Below are 17,847 nucleotides of genomic sequence, written 5' to 3' on the forward strand. Positions count from 1 at the left end.
AACAATATCTTTCCATCAGTATCATTCGCTTCATCATCTACCAGCAATGATCTTAATCAGTATAGACTGCGCTTTGCGTGCTTAACCTGATACATTGACTGGTCCGCACGTCGAATTATGCCTTCAATCGAATCACTATTTGGCGTATGACTGTAGCTATAACCGACACTGACTTTGACCTGATAGCCATCAATGAGTCGCATATCATTAAAGGCACGTTCTAAACAGCCAGAGAAGTCTTCCAAATCGGACAAGCTTTCGAAGCAACAGAAGCCAACAAATTCGTCTCCTCCATAGCGCCCTAGCACCGAACGAAGCTGAAACTGTTGCTTGAGTACTTCGGCAACTTCGATCAACACACTATCCCCAACATCATGACCAAAGCGATCATTGATATATTTGAAGCTATCAATATCGATAAAAAAGCAGGCAAACAGCAAGTTGCGATTTTCATCATTCAACAATGTATTTTGCACTTCTAATTGCAACATTCTACGGTTGAAACAGCGTGTTAGAGGGTCACGGCTTGCGTGAAAGTGCAGTTGCTCTTCCAACTGATACTTTTCCAGTGCAACCGCATATAACGAAGCGACCATCTCAAGTATTTCGAGTTCTTCTGTGGTTGGGGAGGACGGTTTTTCGCTGTAAATGGCAAATGTACCAAGCACGCTACTATCAGATGCAATGATCGGTACAGACCAACAGGCATGCAGATTCGCTTGCTGAGTTAAAGCCGTATAGGGCCGCCAGTTTTCATGCTGATTTATATCCGAGACGACAACCGGTTTTCCCGTTGCCGCGGCTGCACCACAAGAGCCGACTTGAGGTCCGATGGCGACCCCTTCAATCGCTTGATTATAAAACTCAGGCAAATGTGGGGCGTGTTCTAAATACAAGTGTCCGTCAATATGTCGCAAAATAGACGCGAGCCTTCGACCAAATAATTGTTCCGACAATGCGATAACGGCTTCATTTAGTCGAGACTTGTCCATTCCTAAAGCTAACTGCTGCAACAAACGATTCACTGCCCGGTGAGCATCGAGCAGGCTGTACGTGTTCATTTCGCGTGCCTTATTCTTTTTTAATATAGTTATATGAGGAGAATATCATATACACATATGAAATTATCTGAACTGGAACACGCTTAGATGATCTTGTACAGATCATCGGCAAAATCCATTTTGATCAGCGATCTACCCTAAAAAGAATATTTATATAACCACACACCGAAAGCATAAGTTACATATGCTGCATTTCAATTTTAAACAGGATTTAAATCCAAGTATGAATCAAAATCCAAACCAAACAGGATTTAATAAAAAGATCATTTGCTACTATGATGGCTTTACACTGGTGTGCATTTCAATGTTTTGCTCATCTATCTGAGTTAAGCGTACTTCAATAGCAGCGTATTCAGTCAATGAGTTTACATGGCTGCCACCGCAAGGGATTACCGCTATTTCCCCCTGATGGAGATCGCACTGCCAGTAACGCGAATCGGTCAATGCTTCACCATGACACTCTACTTTGACCTCTGAACCAAGTTCGATCCACTGCAACAAAATGTGATTCACCTGTTGTTGAATTTGCTCAAGATTACTCAGCATATCTGCGCTGTTCAGGCCACGTTTACGTAACGTTTTACCTAGTCGATAGGTATCTAAGCATTGATCAGGAGTAACAAAGCTGGTGACCTGAGCATAGCTGTTAAAATCGTAGTGGCCATGAGGGTCTTTGCGGTCAGCGTCTTTTCTCCAATAACCTTGCTCCGTTAACACTTTGTTCAACGCTAAGTAAGATAAATGACCCGCGCTATGTCCACGACTCAGCGAACCTTGGTAAGCCTTGTCTACAGCGAGAGTTACTCGCTCTCCTAGCTGCAATGCAGAACAATCTGCTGCTAAACAGTGTACGACGACAAAACACCAACCGGATTCGTCACGCTTGACTGGAATCTCATGCCCAACATATAACTCACCCGTTGCCAGTTCTACCGCACCAACTTGGCAATCAAGAACGGGGAGCTGGTTCAGTGTCCCTTTATCTGCCGGATGATCCGGCCAAATGTGGCTAACAGGGTGAAAGGGTGTTTTATCCGTTACAACGTAAAGATATTCACTACCACGCTGTAACAGTTGAATGTCTGCGTCTAACTGCCAGATTCCGTGGCAGAATTGGGTAATCGTGGGGGTAACTTGCATCGTTTATTCCTATAAAAAAAGCGCCGGAACGAATGCGGCGCTTTTCATTTAACTCGACAATCTGATCTTTCTCATCAAGATCAGTTTTTACGATTTTTCATCATGCTCATCAAGCGCTTACGTTTACGCTCTTGAGACAGTGTCATCTTGTTCGATTTGCCTTCGAACGGGTTATCACTGTTCTGGAACTGAATACGAATTGGTGTACCCATAATTTCCAGTGACTTACGGTAATAGTTCATCAAGTAACGCTTGTACGAATCTGGTAACTCATTAACCTGGTTACCATGGATAACCACGATTGGAGGGTTGTAACCACCTGCGTGAGCGTATTTCAGCTTCACACGACGACCACGAACCATTGGTGGCTGGTGATCATCCGTTGCCATCTTCATGATACGAGTCAGAACAGAGGTACCGACACGAGTCGTAGCCGATTTGTACGCTTCTTGCACGGATTCAAACAGGTGGCCAACACCTGTGCCGTGAAGCGCTGAAATAAAGTGAATACGGGCAAAATCAACGAAGCCAAGACGACGATCGAGCTCTTTCTTGACCTGCTCTTTGACGTCCATATCTAGGCCGTCCCACTTGTTGACAGCGATAACGATAGAACGACCAGCATTCAGCGCAAAGCCAAGTAAGCTCAGGTCTTGATCTGAGATGTTCTCACGCGCATCGATAACCAGCATAACAACGTTCGCATCTTCTACTGCTTTGAGTGTTTTTACTACCGAGAACTTTTCGACCGTTTCGTTAATACGAGTACGACGACGAACACCCGCGGTATCAATCAATACGTATTCGCGACCATCACGTTCCATCGGAATGTAGATAGAGTCACGAGTCGTTCCTGGCATATCGTAAACAACAACGCGTTCTTCACCCAAAATTCGGTTTGTCAGTGTCGATTTACCTACGTTTGGACGACCGATAATGGCCAGTTTGATTGGCTGATCTTGAAGACGCTTGAACTCTTCTTCCGCCTCTTCTTCGCTGTAGTCGAGCTTCTCGTCTTCATCGACAAACTCGGTCAGATCTTCAATCTCACCTTTTGCTTCTTCAAGAAGTTGCTCTGCGAATGGGTTAAGAGCTAGATCGATAAGTGCCGTTACGCCTCGGCCGTGTGCCGCAGCGATTTGATACATGTTTTCTACGCCAAGCTGCCAAAATTCTGCACTTGCCGCATCAGCGTCGATACCATCAACCTTGTTTACAACCAGCATTGATGGCTTTTCAATTTTACGTAGGTGTGAAGCAATAGCTTGGTCAGCAGCAGTCAAACCAGCACGACCATCGACCATAAACAGTACAACGTCTGCCTCATCGATTGCCGCCAGTGACTGTTGAGCCATTTTGGTTTCAACACCTTCTTCTGTGCCATCAATACCACCGGTATCAATAACGATAAATTCGTGTTCACCAAGCTTAGCTTGGCCATATTTACGGTCACGAGTTAAGCCAGGGAAATCCGCAACCAATGCGTCGCGTGTACGAGTCAATCGGTTAAACAACGTTGATTTGCCAACGTTTGGACGCCCTACCAGAGCAACAACAGGTACCATAACAACCTCTACAATATTCTTTACTTTATGTAGTTATAGGTAACGACTCAGCAGAAATCACGTCGTGAGACCTTTACCTATAACCACATCAAACTATGGGTATCTAAAACAAACAAACGGCTCCCAACTGTTACCAGCTAGGAGCCGAATGTGAATTATATCACACGATTACTCGTTGATCGTCAGTTTCTTTACATCGCCATTGCGAGTCACAGCTACGTAACCACCGGGAACCGCAATTGGAGCAACGGCAAAGCCACTACTGTTGACTTGCTGCATCGAGACAAACTCGCCGCTACTGCGATCAATCCAATATAAGTAACCTTCGCTATCACCAACAACAACGTACTGATTAATCATGACTGGTGCTGTCACCAGACGATGCTCTAATTGCTCGTTTGACCACAACTCGGTGCCACTACGAGCATCTACCGCCACAATGTGGTCTTGGTCGGTCACAACAAACAAGCGGCTACCGTCACTCACTAAGTCAGTTGAGGATGAGTAGTTGCGCTTCCACGCCGCTTTACCCGATCGTAGATCGATGGCCGTCAACTGACCGTTATAGCCAACAATGTACAGTGTGCTGCCTAAAATTAATGGAGATGCATCAACGTCGACTAGACGATCGATTTCTGTCGCACCTTGTGGCATACCAATTGGCTGCTGCCAAATGAGTTGTCCACGTTCGACAATAGCGGCGGCCAATCGACCATTAGCCGTACCCCAGAACACACCACCAGAGGCAGTCACAGGCGCACTGTTACCACGTAAAGTCAGACTTGGAACCTCTGTACTGATGGTCCATTTTACTTCACCGGTCACTTGATCCAGTGCCTGCAAGATGCCCTTGTTGGTATGGACAATAACAAGGTTGCTATCCGTTGCTGGTGCAGCGAGCACTTCACCATCAACGTCAGCTTGCCAATTTAACTCACCCGTTTCTTCGTTGAAGGCGAATAGACGCCCGTTTTCGCTACCGATGAAAATTTGACTGTACGCTGCCGTAATACCACCAGACAATCGAGCCGACACATCAGCTTCAACATTGGCTTCCCAAAGTGTTTTACCACTTTCAGGATCAAGTGCTTTAACCACGCCATCACGACCCGCGACAAACACTTTGTCGTAAGCATATTCAGGTGTCAGCTTTGAGTAGTATTGCCCTACACCACCACTGACTGAATTACTCCACTCAGATTTAGGTGTGAACTCGCTGTCCACTTGAGGAACTGGCGCCATGATAATGGTATCTTCTTCACTAGCACAGCCCGCCAGTACGCCAACAAACATTGCCGTTGCAAGCGCCTTTTTAAGCATATTCTTCATGCTACGCCCTTACTTGGCTAGGTCATCCAGTTTCATTTGTAGAGCCTGGCTAGCGTCACCAGATTGCTGCGCTTCTGTGTATGCAGAATACGCTGCTTGTGTATCGCCTTTACGCAACAAGATGTCGCCTTTCAACTCAGCAACACGACCTGCCCAACTTTGGTCAGTGATGTTGGCGAGTTCTGCGATAGCGGCATCAAACTCACCTTGCTCCGCTTTAACACGGGCAAGACGGTAGTTAAGTACCGCAGATACTGCTGCATCTTTGGTTGCAGACTTCGCCCACTCTAGTTGAGCCAACGCTTCATCCAGATTACCCGCTTCAACTTGAACTTTAGCCAGTTGTAACGCAGCAAGCACTGAGTATTCAGTCTCTTTGTTGGCATCAATGAAAGCTTGAATATCGCCTTCTGCTGATGCGCCTTTTTCCGCTAATGATTGTACCGCTTTGGTGTAGCTTTCAGACGCGGCTTCTTGAGCGGCTGTTACAGAATCTTGATAGTAACGCCAACCAAACAGACCGCCCAGACCAACAACCGCACCCAAAATGACTGCTTTGCCGTTCTCTTTCCACCAATCTTTGATCGCTTCTACTTGTTGTTCTTCAGTATCGTAGAGTTCCACTTCCTGTCCTCTTACATCTTAAAAAAGTGGCGATACTCATCACCACTTTTGAGAATAGATAAATTGTTTAAACTAGTTCAGATAGTTTTGCGATAACGTCTGCTTGGCTGTATGTATCTTGTGTACCACCAATCAGATCTTTCAGTACAACTGTGTTATCCGCAACTTCGTTTTCACCAAGAACCAATGCGACCGCTGCGCCGACTTTATCCGCACGCTTGAACTGCTTCTTGAAGTTACCACCACCAAAGTGGTTCATAACACGTAGACCTGGTACCTGCTCACGTAATGTTTCCGCTAGCTTCATACCCGCCATCATAGTGCCTTCACCCGCTGTGACCATGTAAACGTCAACGCTACGACGAACTTCAGTTAATTCCAAAGTTTCAAGCATCAATACTAGACGCTCTAGACCCATAGCGAAGCCAACAGCAGGTGTTGCTTTACCGCCTAACTGTTCAACCAGACCATCATAACGACCACCACCACAAACGGTGCCTTGTGCACCTAGGCTCTCAGTGATCCATTCAAATACAGTGCGGTTGTAGTAATCCAAACCACGAACTAAGCGTTGGTTAACTGTGTATTCGATACCAGCAGCGTCAAGAAGTTCACAAAGTCCTGCAAAATGTTCTTTAGACTCTTCACCTAGATAATCAGAAAGGCGAGGTGCATCGCCAAGAATCGCCTGTACATCTGGATTCTTTGTATCCAAAACACGTAGTGGATTGGTATGCATACGACGCTTACAATCATCATCAAGAACATCAAGATGCTGCTCTAAGAAAGCAATCAGTGCGGTACGGTAGTTCGCACGATCATCCAGCGAGCCAATAGAGTTAAGCTCAAGACGGACATGCTTATCGATACCCAGCTCACGCCATAAGCGCGCTGTCATCATAATAAGTTCAGCATCAACATCAGGGCCATCTAGACCAAATACCTCAACACCACACTGGTGGAACTGGCGGTAGCGACCTTTCTGTGGGCGCTCATGACGGAACATCGGTCCCATGTACCACAAACGCTGCTCTGAGCGATCAATCAGGCTGTTTTCAATACAAGAACGTACACAACCCGCAGTGCCTTCTGGACGTAGAGTCAGGCTATCGCCATTGCGGTCTTCAAAAGTGTACATCTCTTTTTCAACCACATCGGTTACTTCACCGATTGCACGGCTAAATAGATGGGTCATCTCAACGATTGGCATGCGCACTTCATTGTAACCGTATGCGCTGATTACGTTTTTCACTGTGTTTTCAAGTTTTTGCCACAGTGGTGATTGAGTTGGAAGGCAATCGTTCATGCCTCGAATTGCTTGGATTTTCTTTGCCACAATATCTACCGTTAGGTTAATTACTTAGCGTAATCTAGGTTGAGATTAATCTTGTACTTTAATGTCGATACGTTGTTTCTCGTCAAGAATCGCAGCCTTGGCACGAATCTTCGCTTCAAGTTGCGCGACGAGATCATTGTTATCAAAACGCTCTTTTTGACGTTTGCCGTCTTCGTAGAAAGCACTCTTCTTGTTGCTTCCTGCTAGTCCTAGATGCGACACTTCAGCTTCACCCGGACCGTTAACGACACAACCGATAATCGAAACATCCATCGGTGTAATAATATCTTCTAAGCGTTCTTCGAGTGCGTTGACCGTACCAATGACATCAAATTCTTGACGAGAGCAGCTCGGGCACGCAATAAAGTTGATACCGCGTGAACGAATGCGCAGTGATTTCAGAATATCGAAACCAACCTTGATCTCTTCAACTGGGTTAGCCGCTAAAGAGATGCGCAGCGTATCGCCAATCCCTTCCGCTAATAACATACCAAGACCAACAGAAGATTTAACCGCGCCAGCACGAGCACCACCCGCTTCGGTAATACCTAAGTGCAGCGGTTGATCAATTTTCTTCGCCAGTAGTCGGTACGAATCGACAGCTAAGAAGACATCCGACGCTTTTACACTGACTTTAAATTGGTCAAAGTTGAGACGGTCTAGAATATCGACATGACGCATTGCTGATTCAACTAGGGCTTCTGGCGTTGGTTCGCCATATTTCATCTGGATATCTTTTTCCAGAGAGCCACCATTAACACCAATACGAATAGGAATATTTTTGTCGCGAGCACAATCGACAACTGAACGAATGCGTTCTTCGTTGCCTATGTTGCCTGGGTTAATGCGTAAACAGTCAACACCGTACTCAGCAACTTTAAGTGCGATTCGGTAATCAAAGTGAATATCCGCGACAAGTGGGACATTGACCTGTTGTTTGATCAGTTTAAATGCTTCGGCTGCATCCATAGTTGGTACAGAAACTCGCACTATGTCTGCACCGACATTTTCCAAAGCACGGATTTGAGCAACAGTCGCTTCAACGTCTGTTGTTCGGGTGTTGGTCATTGACTGTACTGCGATTGGTGCACCGTCACCAATAGGTACATCGCCCACGTAGATACGAGTCGATGGACGACGTTTGATCGGAGATTCGTATTGCATAGTAATTTCTAAGGTAAGTTGAATCTTGCTACTTTGCCTGAAGTATACCCAGAAAGGTCGACAGGTTCACTCGCTAATGTCATTGAAACGTTTTCAGGGGCACCTAAAATGACGCTATATGGCAAATTGCCACTTAATTCGAGCGTCTGCCCTGCTTTTTTCACACCAGTCGATAATGTTTTACCTGAAGAGTCCTTAACCTGGATCCAGCAATCATCTGAGAAAGTGAGTTTGAGCAGATTAACAGCCGTGTCGGATTGCGTCGATTGAACTGACTCAGACACAGGCTCTGCTTCCGTAGTATTAACGTTTTGCTCTAGCTGTTTTTCAGGCTGAGCTTGTTTTGCAACTTCTGGGACAATTTCTGTCTCTAGAGGCGCTTGAGAATCTGGTTGTTCTATCACGGGTTCCACTTCTGGCACGTCATCGGCATTAGCATCGAGCGCAACCTCTGGTTGCGGCTGCGCACTTTCTAAAGTGGTAAAGTCGAGCTCTTGGTTAGCAGTCTGCTGTTCAAGCTCAATTTCCTGCTCTGTTTGGCTGGTTAAGTCGAGCATGGTCGTTTCTTGGTTTTGCCACCACCAAACGGAAGAGATACCAATAATGACCGCAAAGATCCCCCAAGTAAGGGTCATAATACGGCTGTCATGGGCTTCACGTTTGGTTTTTCGTGAAAAGCTCTTCATCTCCTGAGGTTCTGGCTTAGTTTCTTCACACCCGTCCAATGCGCAAAGGACGACGGATTCTTCAATTCCTACCGCTTTAGCGTAAGAACGTAGATAACCGCGAGTAAAGGTCGCAACCTGATCAGAAGCAAAGTTGTTGTTTTCGATATTCTCAATGATTGAAAGACGGAGACGGAGACGGTCGGCAATTTGCTTTTGCGATAAACCAAGTTGCTCACGTTTGTTCTTTAATAGCGTACCCGCTTGTACTTTTTCTACTTGCTCTTCGCTAGCTGGAGTTTGTTGTTCAGCAGTCATGATGGTAATAATTCTCTTCTCGTTAGTGCCTTGCTAATTCGCATCTTAATTATTTATTTTTCGTTGAATGCGAGATAACCAAGCCCTGAAATAATTCGAGGTCAAAGCCTCATTTAATAAAAAGTTACGCTCCACTCAATAAACAGGGGAATACCCCGAAAGCGTTAACCTTTAATTCTAATAGATATCATAGATGAAACAACACAGAGAAAGTGCATATTTTACAAGCAGCTCAAGGTTTTTCGTTATTTTGACATAAATATCGCTACACGATGTAACAAAAAAGCCAGAGCGAGGCTCTGGCTTTAGTAAATTCTTACACGTGATTATGAAACCGCTTTAATTTCGATGGTCTCACCTTTTGCGGCTTTGTTCATCGCAGTACGCTTAGTACGGTCGATGACATCACCCACCAACTGACCACATGCTGCATCAATATCGTCGCCACGTGTTTTACGTACCGTTACTGTGTGTTCGTACTGCATCAACGTTTTCTGGAAGCGGTCGATACGAGAGTTGCTTGGCTTCTTGTATGGTGAACCTGGATACGGGTTAAACGGAATCAGGTTGATTTTACAAGGCGTGTCTTTGAGTAACTCTGCCAACTCACGTGCGTGGTCCATGTCATCATTAACATGGTCAAGTAACACATACTCAACGGTTACCTTGCCGCGGTTAGCGTTTGAAGACGCAATGTAGCGACGTACAGATGCCAAAAAGTCCTGAATGTCCCAACGGTCATTGATCGGCATGATTTCACTGCGAAGCTTATCATTTGGTGCATGCAGCGAGATCGCTAAAGCAACGTCAATTTTACCCGTCATTTGATCAAGGCCAGAAACCACACCTGAAGTGGACACAGTAACGCGACGCTTTGAAAGACCGAAACCTAGATCATCTAGCATGATCTCAAGTGCTGGGATCAGGTTTTTCATGTTCAGTAGCGGTTCACCCATCCCCATCATAACGACGTTAGTAATTGGGCGACGACCAGTCTCTTTCTGTAGACCGATTTCACGTGCAGCACGCCAAACCTGACCAATAATCTCAGACACTTTTAGGTTACGGTTAAAGCCTTGTTGCGCCGTTGAACAGAACTTACACTCTAACGCACAGCCTACCTGAGATGAAACACAAAGCGTTGCACGGTCATCTTCTGGGATGTATACCGTTTCAACGTCTTGATCTCCCACCTTCATAGCCCACTTAATCGTGCCATCAGAAGAGTGTTGTGCTTCCGCCACGGTTGGAGCTTTAATCTCACAACGAAGCTCAAGTTTCTCACGTAACTTCTTGTTAATGTTGGTCATGTCTTCGAAGTTATCAACACCGAAATGGTAGATCCACTTCATTACTTGATCTGCACGGAATGCTTTTTCACCGAGCTGGTCAGCAAAAAACTTACGCATACCTTGACGATCAAAGTCGAGTAGATTGATTTTTTCAGTGGTCATGTGGCCTCTCAAGCGACGGAACATTAAATAAGGGCGCGAATTGTACAGCCTTTACGCAGCGACAACAAGCATTGTAAAGCCACGTATTTATTAAGGCGTTAATATCGCAGTGATTAAATTTTAAACAGCAATAATCAGTCCGCCTTTTTGACAGCCTGAATAGGAGAAAATTATTGGGCGACTTGCTTTATCTTCTCAACAATCGCTTTAAGACCATTACCTCTGGAAGGGCTCAGGTGTGCAATCAGACCTAGCTGTTCGAAATAACCATCAGTATCAAAGCTCGCGATCTCCTGAGTGGTTTTGCCATCGAATGCAGCCAGCACCAGTGCAATCAGACCTCGAACAATGCGTGCATCAGAGTCAGCACAGAAATACCACTTGTCTTCTAGCTGTTCGTGAACCAACCAAACCTGACTCTCACAACCTGCCACCGTCACATGTTGCGATTTTAGCTCTTCAGGCATCTGAGGTAGTTTTTTACCCCACTGGATAACCTGACGATAACGGTCTTCCCAGCCTTTGAAACCTTGCATAGTCGCAATGATATCTTCAACGCTAATATCGTGGCCAAACGGAGATTGAGGAAACGACGACATAGAAAAATCCACCTGTTACTTACTGTGTTTTTGGATTAGCTTTTCAACAATGCGAGATACGGCAACAAAGCCAAAGGTCGCCGTCACTACCGTTGCAGCACCAAAGCCACTCGCACAATCCATACGTTTTGGGCCTTCCGCTGTCGACTTAACGCCACAAACCGTGCCGTCTGCTTGAGGGTATTTCAACTGCTCAGTTGAAAATACACAATCAATGCCAAACTTACGTGCTGGATTGGTTGGAAAATTATGATGGCGACGTAGCGTATCTTTGATTTTTTTCGCTAGTGGGTCCTGAATCGTCTTAGTCAAATCAGCGACCTTTATCTGGGTTGGATCAACCTGACCACCAGCACCACCAGTAGTAATGACTTTGATTTTGTTACTACGACAGTAGGCAAGTAAGGACGCTTTTGCTTTTACGCTGTCAATCGCATCGAGTACATAGTCATACTCTTTACTCAAGTATTCGTGCTGATTGTCAGGAGTGATAAAGTCATCGATCAGATTAACTTTACATTCTGGGTTAATCAGCTTCACTCTCTCTGCCATCACTTCGATTTTACTTTGACCAACAGTACCAGACATAGCGTGGATCTGACGGTTAATATTGGTTACACACACATCGTCCATATCGATAAGTGTCAGTTGACCAATTCCGGTACGAGCTAAGGCTTCTACCGCCCATGAACCCACGCCACCAATACCGATGACACAAACGTGCGCAGCACGCAAAATCTCGACTTCACTGTTACCGTAAAGACGGCGAGTGCCACCAAAACGTTGGTTGTAATTATCAGAAGCTGGAGTATCGAGTTCACGCATATTGGTTTTCCGCTTGGTACAAAAACAAAGAGTGCGATTTATACGCACTCTTCAATAAAAAGTCTAGATGAAGGAGACGAGTCCTTGTTCAACTATTGTCGCTTTTCCGGTGGCAATGCCCAAGGCGCTTGAGTCGTTGAGTTTTCAAGACCCAGCTTCCATACACGACCAAAGTGTTTGTAGTGCCCAGCTTCGATCCCCGCTCTCGGTCCCATGCCGTGATATAAATCAAGATGGTTCTGCTTTACAGCCCCACCGGTATCTAACACGACCAAAAGACGGAGCTGATGTGCTCCACTCCATGAACCATCTGAGTTCAGCAGAGGTACTTCAGCCAATATAGGCGTCCCCATAGGAAAGATACTGCGGTCGCCAGCAACCGACGCCATAGGCAATAATGGAACTCCGGCAGAACCTGTTACTGGCGCATCCGCGCGCGGTTCAAAGAAAACAAATGATGGATTTTGCTCTAGAAGTTCACGAACAGTCTCTTCATCGTTTGCCAGAACCCATTCCTTGATCGCTTTCATTGACATTTTCTCGCGTGAAACGAGCTCTCGCTCAATCAACACGCGTCCAATACTCACGTACGCTTTGTTATTTTTGCCGCCGTAAGCGAAGTATTCCAAAGTATCGTCATCTTCAAAATGAACAAAACCACTGCCCTGAACCTCCATTAAAAATGGATCTATCATATTGGCAGCATAGCCGAGCTCTAATCCTTGTCCGCTAAGCGCACCATCATAAATTTGTGCACGAGTAGGACAATCACTTTCACAAGCGGGTTTACCATAAACCGGATATTTGAAGACCTCGTTCGGTTGATGACGAAGCTCCATAACTGGAGAAAAATATCCCGTAAATAGGACATTACCTTTTTTATCTCCACCACCTAGCTGTGCAGCCTGAATGCCGAAGTTAGCAAACTCTGTCGGCTCACCACTTTGAAGAACCCACTCATTGAGTTTTTCATACAAAGGTTGGTATGTGGCCGCCAATGAAGGCGAGTTATCGACGACCAATTCAGTCTGACGATGGAACTCAGTAAAGTCACGAGGTTTGTCAGACTCAACAAGTGAGGATTTATTCAAAATCGAATTGAATTCATCATCGATATATTGCTGAGCACGATCGGTGGGTTGCGCACAGCCAAACAAAACGCTGACTGCGGCGATAGGAAGATATTTTTTGAACACTAATTTTATTCCTTTCAAGCGATGCTAAGAGCATGACAAACTTGACTGAAATACGCAATTAGCCAGTCGTTAGGGAATGTTATTTTTAATCGTTTTCTGACAATCGATACACAGGCTGGTAGTGCGGCTCAGAGATAAGCTGTATCTCAGTCAGCTCTTCATTGAGCACTTTAAAGCGGCGCGTCTTGTTACCGACCTGAAATTCAAGGTATGTGCCATTCCAACTATAGCGAGTGTCGACAATACCACCATTGATAGCGACTCCCGCAGGTGTCACGACAAACGCTTCAGCAGCATAAGTCGCTACATCTTGTTCAGTCCAAGTCCCATAAAGATCCGACTTAGGGTATTTTTTCTCTAGATAGAAGTCATAAAGAACATTGGCCAGCATAACGGCACCAACAGCGGCGACGATCGCTAACAGCAAAATGGCTCGCTCTATGAGCTTCTTTTTACCCTTACTTACACTACTCACTTTCTTTACTACCTACCCATCACTAGTATGGAATTCACTCTCTAAGTGTCGTTCAAAATATAGACAACTTCGAACCAAATCTCCTAGCGCCGCTCAGAGTGACGCATTATTCACAAGTTCAGCTAGAAGAAACACTTATACCCAAGCCTAAAAACAATAGATTTAGACGCTAAAAAACGCTTGCCGAAAAAAGAATAAAATTGCAGTATATCTGTATATAAATTCATTACGGAAGATATTGTGAAGATTCGAAGTACAGCTCTGGTTAAGGGGTTCAGACAATCCGCTCCCTATGTCAATGCTCACCGAGACAAGACCATGGTTATCATGATCGGCGGTGAAGCTGTAGCAGATGGAAATTTTGCCAATATTATCAGCGATCTCGCACTGTTGCATAGCTTGGGCGTGAAAATTGTATTGGTCCATGGAGCGCGTCCACAAATTAACAATCTTCTTGAACAAAATAATCATCACACGCCTTACCACAAAGGTATCAGGATCACCGATGAGACATCTCTCAACTACGTCATGCAAGCCGCAGGGCAACTACAGTTGAGCATTACCGCACAGCTATCGATGAGCCTCAGTAATACGCCGATGGCCGGTACTCAACTCAACGTTGTCAGCGGTAACTTTGTCATCGCTCAACCGCTCGGTGTCGACGATGGCATCGACTATTGTCACAGTGGACGCATAAGACGTATCGATGCACAAGGCATCAACCGTATGCTTGATCAAGGTTCGATCGTTTTACTTGGCCCTATCGCCAGTTCGGTGACCGGAGAATCTTTCAACTTACTCTCTGAAGAAGTGGCGACCCAAGTCGCAATAAAATTAAATGCCGATAAGTTGATTGGCTTCTGTTCTGAACAAGGCATCATTGATGAAAATGGCAACGCGGTCGCAGAGCTGTTTCCCAAAGACGCAGAACGGATTTTGTCTCGTCTGGAAAACGAACGCGGCAGAGACAATGACTCTTCTTCGGGGACTTTACGTTTCCTTAGAGCAGCAACAGCAGCATGTCGAGCGGGTGTTCCACGTAGCCACTTGGTCAGCTACAAGGTTGATGGCGCACTGATTCAAGAGCTTTTCTCTCTCGATGGTATCGGTACTCAGGTCGTTGAGGCGAGTGCAGAGCAAGTCAGACTTGCCGATATTGACGATATTGGCGGCATTCTTGATTTGATTCGCCCATTAGAAGAGCAAGGCATTCTTGTTAGACGTTCACGTGAGCAACTCGAGCAAGAGATTCATCAATTCACCATTATTGATAAAGATGGGCTAATCATTGGTTGCGCTGCTCTTTATCCTTATCCTGATGAGAAAATGGCAGAAATGGCGTGTGTGGCCATTCATCCAGAATACCGCGATGGAAATCGAGGACTATTGCTGCTTAACCATATGAGATTGCAATCAAAAGCTCAGGGTATCGAACAAATTTTCGTCCTGACGACTCATAGTCTCCACTGGTTTAGAGAGCAGGGTTTCCATGAAATGGGTGTCGACTCTTTGCCATCACACAAGCAAAACTTATACAACTATCAACGTAAATCGAAAATACTCTCTTTACAGCTGTAACACGTTGATATTCTCATAGTTGCGCTTGAGGCGGTGAATTTTCCTACATTATTCACTTTATTTCATTCGTCAGATTGTTTAAAATTCGAGCTCCCAAATTAATGGGAGCTAAATAGGATTCGCTTATCCGCTTAACTTATTCGCAAGTTAAGTCGCAAGGATTGCTTGAGGTAACTCACTACGTCACTTAGAGCAAACTGTCGATGAAAAAAATTATCTGTAACTCAGTCCAGAGTTTTTGGGATATGGCAGACAATGAACTGCTAGAAAATCTAGACGTTCACTGTGTATTTCCCGTTACAGAAGGCTTAAAAGCATTCATTTTGAACTATCAAAAAAAATACCGCATTCGCAGTATTTCTTTCACTAAAGCACTTTAACTTTTGCATTCGATAACCACGGAAGGTTATCCATTCGCTTGCAACCGCTCTATCAATCCACTTGCTCGCTCAGTCCGAACCTTAATGCCTCTTTTCATCACTCTATCATCGACATACAAGCTCAAACGCTTCTTGGCTCGCGTGATCCCTGTATAGATCAACTCACGTGTTAAAATAGGGGTAAACTCAGGTGGAAGAATCATTAGAGTATGCTCAAACTCACTGCCCTGTGACTTGTGAATCGTCATTGCGTAGGCGGTTTCATGCTCTGGAACTCGACTTGGCAGCACCGATTTCACGCTACCATCCGGAAGTTCAAAAAAGACTTTCAACCTTGGCAGACTGTCTGACTGATCAAGCATACAGATACCAATGTCACCATTGTAAAGCCCTAGCGAATGGTCATTGCGTGTCACCATTACTGGTCGACCGTGATACCAAATTTCGTCCTGAACCTGAATAAGTTTACGTGCAGCCAAGGCGCGTTCAATACGCAGATTTAGCCCTTTAACCCCAAAGTCTCCCTCACGAATAGCACACAACAAACGACAGCGTGAAAATAGTTCCAATACGGCTTTCGCTTTATGAGCCGCGGTTTCAAGTTCACCGGTACTAGCATCGTGTTGCGAAATATTCATACGTTTGAGGTAGTCGCTGTACTCGTTGACTAGGGATTGAATTAATTGACTGTAGTGCTGACTATCGATAGGAAATCTCGCGATATCAGCAAACTCTTTTTGCCACACCCAATCGACTTTCTGCGCCGAGCCTGCGTTGACCGCCTGAGAAAGTTGACCGATACCTGAGCGTGCATCAAAACGGTAGCTCTTTTTGAGCATACACAAGCTATCGGCTATCGAAGGTTGAACATTATTTGTCTGAGCCAGTGTTGTATAGCCCGTTAAACGCGCCACTTGCGTCGCTTGTAACTGACTGAAGCCAAAATGACTAAACGAACAAATATCCCCAAGCACCGCTCCCGCCTCTACCGAAGCAAGCTGGTCTTTATCGCCAAGTAAGATCAAACGCGCATGCTTAGGTAACGCATCAATCAATTTGTACATCATAGGCAGATCAACCATAGAGGCCTCATCGACGACAAGAATATCTAAGTGAAGTGGATTATCTTGGTTATGTCGGAACTCTGCGCTGTTTGGTATCGCGCCCAATAGACGATGAAGGGTACTTGCATCTGTAGGAATCGCTTGCTTGAGCGCTAACGATACTGGCAAACCAGCGACCGCTTTACCTATCGATTCCGTCAAACGGGCTGCTGCTTTCCCCGTCGGCGCTACTAGTTTAATGGTTGGGTATTCATTATTGCTTTGTGCTTGCTCGATAAGCGCGGCAAGTAATTTGGTTACCGTTGTTGTTTTACCGGTTCCCGGTCCACCTGAAATCACCGCAAAACGTCGGCTCAGCGCAACCGCTGCCGCAACCTTCTGCCAGTTAACACAAGCAGCCATAGGGACCAACTCATCTAACACCAACAAATCAGAGACACTTTTCGCCGCAACAAGCTTTTGGTCTATGGTAGGCCAATCCAAGATTTCCTCACACACGACGTCTAGGTGATCGCAAACCATACGCTGACGAAGCACCGAATTTAGCTCTCCAGATTCAAAGCTTTTCTTAATATCTTCAAATAGATAGCGATAATTTCTGGCAAAAAGATGATCGAGCAGGTCTGCGAGCTTTTGTACTTCAGTAGGCTTTTGGATCATAGGTGACCCAAAGCTATTTAAGCGTTCGGCTAGCGCGACTTCGTAGTGCCAATAGCGATGAAGGTAGAGCCGTTTACCATCAAATATTAGTGGCAGCGATTCTCCCATTGTTCCGACTAATGGCGCCGAACTAAGGCACTGATGCCAATCCACTCCGACCAAGATTTGATTAAGTTGATGGGCAGCCTCACCAAAAAGACCAAGCTTTGCACTGAGATCAACCACCTGTCCCTGAGCATCGTTCAATGGAAGACAAATATGACCTTTTCCTAACTCACTACTCACCACTCCGGCAATGAACCCCAGATATGGGTCATGAGATTGAGACTCGATGAATCGAGCAAATTGATAATCAAGTTGTCGGATACCGCCTTTCAGCGCTAACTGCTTGAGGGTTTGAACTAGATTCATCAT

The 17,847-nt window shown here is 45.4% G+C and carries 16 protein-coding genes; 2 read left to right on the forward strand and 14 right to left on the reverse strand.

The window, feature by feature from the left end:
• Nucleotides 1–56 precede the first annotated feature (56 nt).
• The 13 genes from ACQEXR_RS02885 to ACQEXR_RS02945 form a co-directional block, all read right to left on the reverse strand.
• Nucleotides 57–1,061 (reverse strand): sensor domain-containing diguanylate cyclase, encoded by a 1,005-nt coding sequence (locus ACQEXR_RS02885; RefSeq protein WP_427019714.1) that lies wholly within the window; start codon nt 1,059–1,061, stop codon nt 57–59.
• A 273-nt stretch (nt 1,062–1,334) separates the two neighbouring features.
• On the reverse strand, nt 1,335–2,201 hold the full coding sequence (locus tag ACQEXR_RS02890; protein ID WP_331426650.1) for an alanyl-tRNA editing protein: 867 nt from the start codon (nt 2,199–2,201) through the stop codon (nt 1,335–1,337).
• Between the two features lie 80 nt (nt 2,202–2,281).
• On the reverse strand, nt 2,282–3,766 hold the full coding sequence (gene der, locus ACQEXR_RS02895) for a ribosome biogenesis GTPase Der (protein WP_331416540.1): 1,485 nt from the start codon (nt 3,764–3,766) through the stop codon (nt 2,282–2,284).
• Between the two features lie 168 nt (nt 3,767–3,934).
• Nucleotides 3,935–5,095, reverse strand: a complete 1,161-nt coding sequence (bamB, locus tag ACQEXR_RS02900; RefSeq protein ID WP_138970496.1) for an outer membrane protein assembly factor BamB — start codon at nt 5,093–5,095, stop codon at nt 3,935–3,937.
• Between the two features lie 9 nt (nt 5,096–5,104).
• Nucleotides 5,105–5,719: a YfgM family protein gene (locus ACQEXR_RS02905; protein ID WP_426951039.1), complete on the reverse strand. Its 615-nt coding sequence runs from the start codon at nt 5,717–5,719 to the stop codon at nt 5,105–5,107.
• 67 nt (nt 5,720–5,786) lie between these two features.
• Nucleotides 5,787–7,055, reverse strand: a complete 1,269-nt coding sequence (hisS, locus tag ACQEXR_RS02910) for a histidine--tRNA ligase (RefSeq protein ID WP_427019715.1) — start codon at nt 7,053–7,055, stop codon at nt 5,787–5,789.
• 45 nt (nt 7,056–7,100) lie between these two features.
• Nucleotides 7,101–8,219 (reverse strand): flavodoxin-dependent (E)-4-hydroxy-3-methylbut-2-enyl-diphosphate synthase, encoded by a 1,119-nt coding sequence (gene ispG / locus ACQEXR_RS02915; protein WP_138970494.1) that lies wholly within the window; start codon nt 8,217–8,219, stop codon nt 7,101–7,103.
• Between the two features lie 8 nt (nt 8,220–8,227).
• Nucleotides 8,228–9,202, reverse strand: coding sequence for a cytoskeleton protein RodZ (gene rodZ, locus ACQEXR_RS02920; RefSeq protein ID WP_427019716.1), 975 nt, complete (start codon nt 9,200–9,202; stop codon nt 8,228–8,230).
• 326 nt (nt 9,203–9,528) lie between these two features.
• The gene (locus ACQEXR_RS02925; protein WP_426951034.1) at nt 9,529–10,656 is read right to left on the reverse strand and encodes a bifunctional tRNA (adenosine(37)-C2)-methyltransferase TrmG/ribosomal RNA large subunit methyltransferase RlmN; all 1,128 of its coding nucleotides are present in this window, start codon (nt 10,654–10,656) and stop codon (nt 9,529–9,531) included.
• 170 nt (nt 10,657–10,826) lie between these two features.
• Complete coding sequence (csdE, locus tag ACQEXR_RS02930) at nt 10,827–11,255, reverse strand: cysteine desulfurase sulfur acceptor subunit CsdE (RefSeq protein WP_331416534.1); 429 nt, start codon at nt 11,253–11,255, stop codon at nt 10,827–10,829.
• 15 nt (nt 11,256–11,270) lie between these two features.
• The gene (gene tcdA / locus ACQEXR_RS02935) at nt 11,271–12,080 is read right to left on the reverse strand and encodes a tRNA cyclic N6-threonylcarbamoyladenosine(37) synthase TcdA (protein WP_331426654.1); all 810 of its coding nucleotides are present in this window, start codon (nt 12,078–12,080) and stop codon (nt 11,271–11,273) included.
• A gap of 92 nt (nt 12,081–12,172) precedes the next feature.
• A complete protein-coding gene (gene mltA / locus ACQEXR_RS02940; RefSeq protein WP_426951030.1) occupies nt 12,173–13,276 on the reverse strand; it encodes a murein transglycosylase A in 1,104 nt (367 codons plus the stop codon).
• 85 nt (nt 13,277–13,361) lie between these two features.
• Complete coding sequence (locus ACQEXR_RS02945; protein ID WP_138970488.1) at nt 13,362–13,751, reverse strand: DUF2850 domain-containing protein; 390 nt, start codon at nt 13,749–13,751, stop codon at nt 13,362–13,364.
• A 240-nt stretch (nt 13,752–13,991) separates the two neighbouring features.
• Between ACQEXR_RS02945 and argA the strand changes: the two genes are divergently transcribed.
• Together argA and ACQEXR_RS02955 are read left to right on the forward strand one after the other, a co-directional pair.
• Nucleotides 13,992–15,329: an amino-acid N-acetyltransferase gene (gene argA, locus ACQEXR_RS02950; RefSeq protein WP_426951028.1), complete on the forward strand. Its 1,338-nt coding sequence runs from the start codon at nt 13,992–13,994 to the stop codon at nt 15,327–15,329.
• Between the two features lie 203 nt (nt 15,330–15,532).
• Nucleotides 15,533–15,709: a hypothetical protein gene (locus ACQEXR_RS02955; RefSeq protein WP_171052109.1), complete on the forward strand. Its 177-nt coding sequence runs from the start codon at nt 15,533–15,535 to the stop codon at nt 15,707–15,709.
• A gap of 26 nt (nt 15,710–15,735) precedes the next feature.
• On the opposite strand, the gene recD is transcribed toward ACQEXR_RS02955, so the two are convergent.
• A complete protein-coding gene (gene recD, locus ACQEXR_RS02960) occupies nt 15,736–17,847 on the reverse strand; it encodes an exodeoxyribonuclease V subunit alpha (RefSeq protein ID WP_427019717.1) in 2,112 nt (703 codons plus the stop codon).

The sequence above is a fragment of the Vibrio sp. TRT 2004 genome (assembly GCF_050113735.1).
Lineage (GTDB): Bacteria > Pseudomonadota > Gammaproteobacteria > Enterobacterales > Vibrionaceae > Vibrio.

What these genes read in the sequence shown, in the direction of transcription:
- recD (WP_427019717.1), bottom strand. Translation starts at nt 17,847, where the DNA reads ATGATGAATCTAGTTCAAACCCTCAAGCAGTTAGCGCTGAAAGGCGGT.
- bamB (WP_138970496.1), bottom strand. Translation starts at nt 5,095, where the DNA reads ATGAAGAATATGCTTAAAAAGGCGCTTGCAACGGCAATGTTTGTTGGC.
- ACQEXR_RS02955 (WP_171052109.1), top strand. Translation starts at nt 15,533, where the DNA reads ATGAAAAAAATTATCTGTAACTCAGTCCAGAGTTTTTGGGATATGGCA.
- tcdA (WP_331426654.1), bottom strand. Translation starts at nt 12,080, where the DNA reads ATGCGTGAACTCGATACTCCAGCTTCTGATAATTACAACCAACGTTTT.
- ACQEXR_RS02925 (WP_426951034.1), bottom strand. Translation starts at nt 10,656, where the DNA reads ATGACCACTGAAAAAATCAATCTACTCGACTTTGATCGTCAAGGTATG.
- rodZ (WP_427019716.1), bottom strand. Translation starts at nt 9,202, where the DNA reads ATGACTGCTGAACAACAAACTCCAGCTAGCGAAGAGCAAGTAGAAAAA.
- ACQEXR_RS02885 (WP_427019714.1), bottom strand. Translation starts at nt 1,061, where the DNA reads ATGAACACGTACAGCCTGCTCGATGCTCACCGGGCAGTGAATCGTTTG.
- ACQEXR_RS02890 (WP_331426650.1), bottom strand. Translation starts at nt 2,201, where the DNA reads ATGCAAGTTACCCCCACGATTACCCAATTCTGCCACGGAATCTGGCAG.
- der (WP_331416540.1), bottom strand. Translation starts at nt 3,766, where the DNA reads ATGGTACCTGTTGTTGCTCTGGTAGGGCGTCCAAACGTTGGCAAATCA.
- ispG (WP_138970494.1), bottom strand. Translation starts at nt 8,219, where the DNA reads ATGCAATACGAATCTCCGATCAAACGTCGTCCATCGACTCGTATCTAC.
- csdE (WP_331416534.1), bottom strand. Translation starts at nt 11,255, where the DNA reads ATGTCGTCGTTTCCTCAATCTCCGTTTGGCCACGATATTAGCGTTGAA.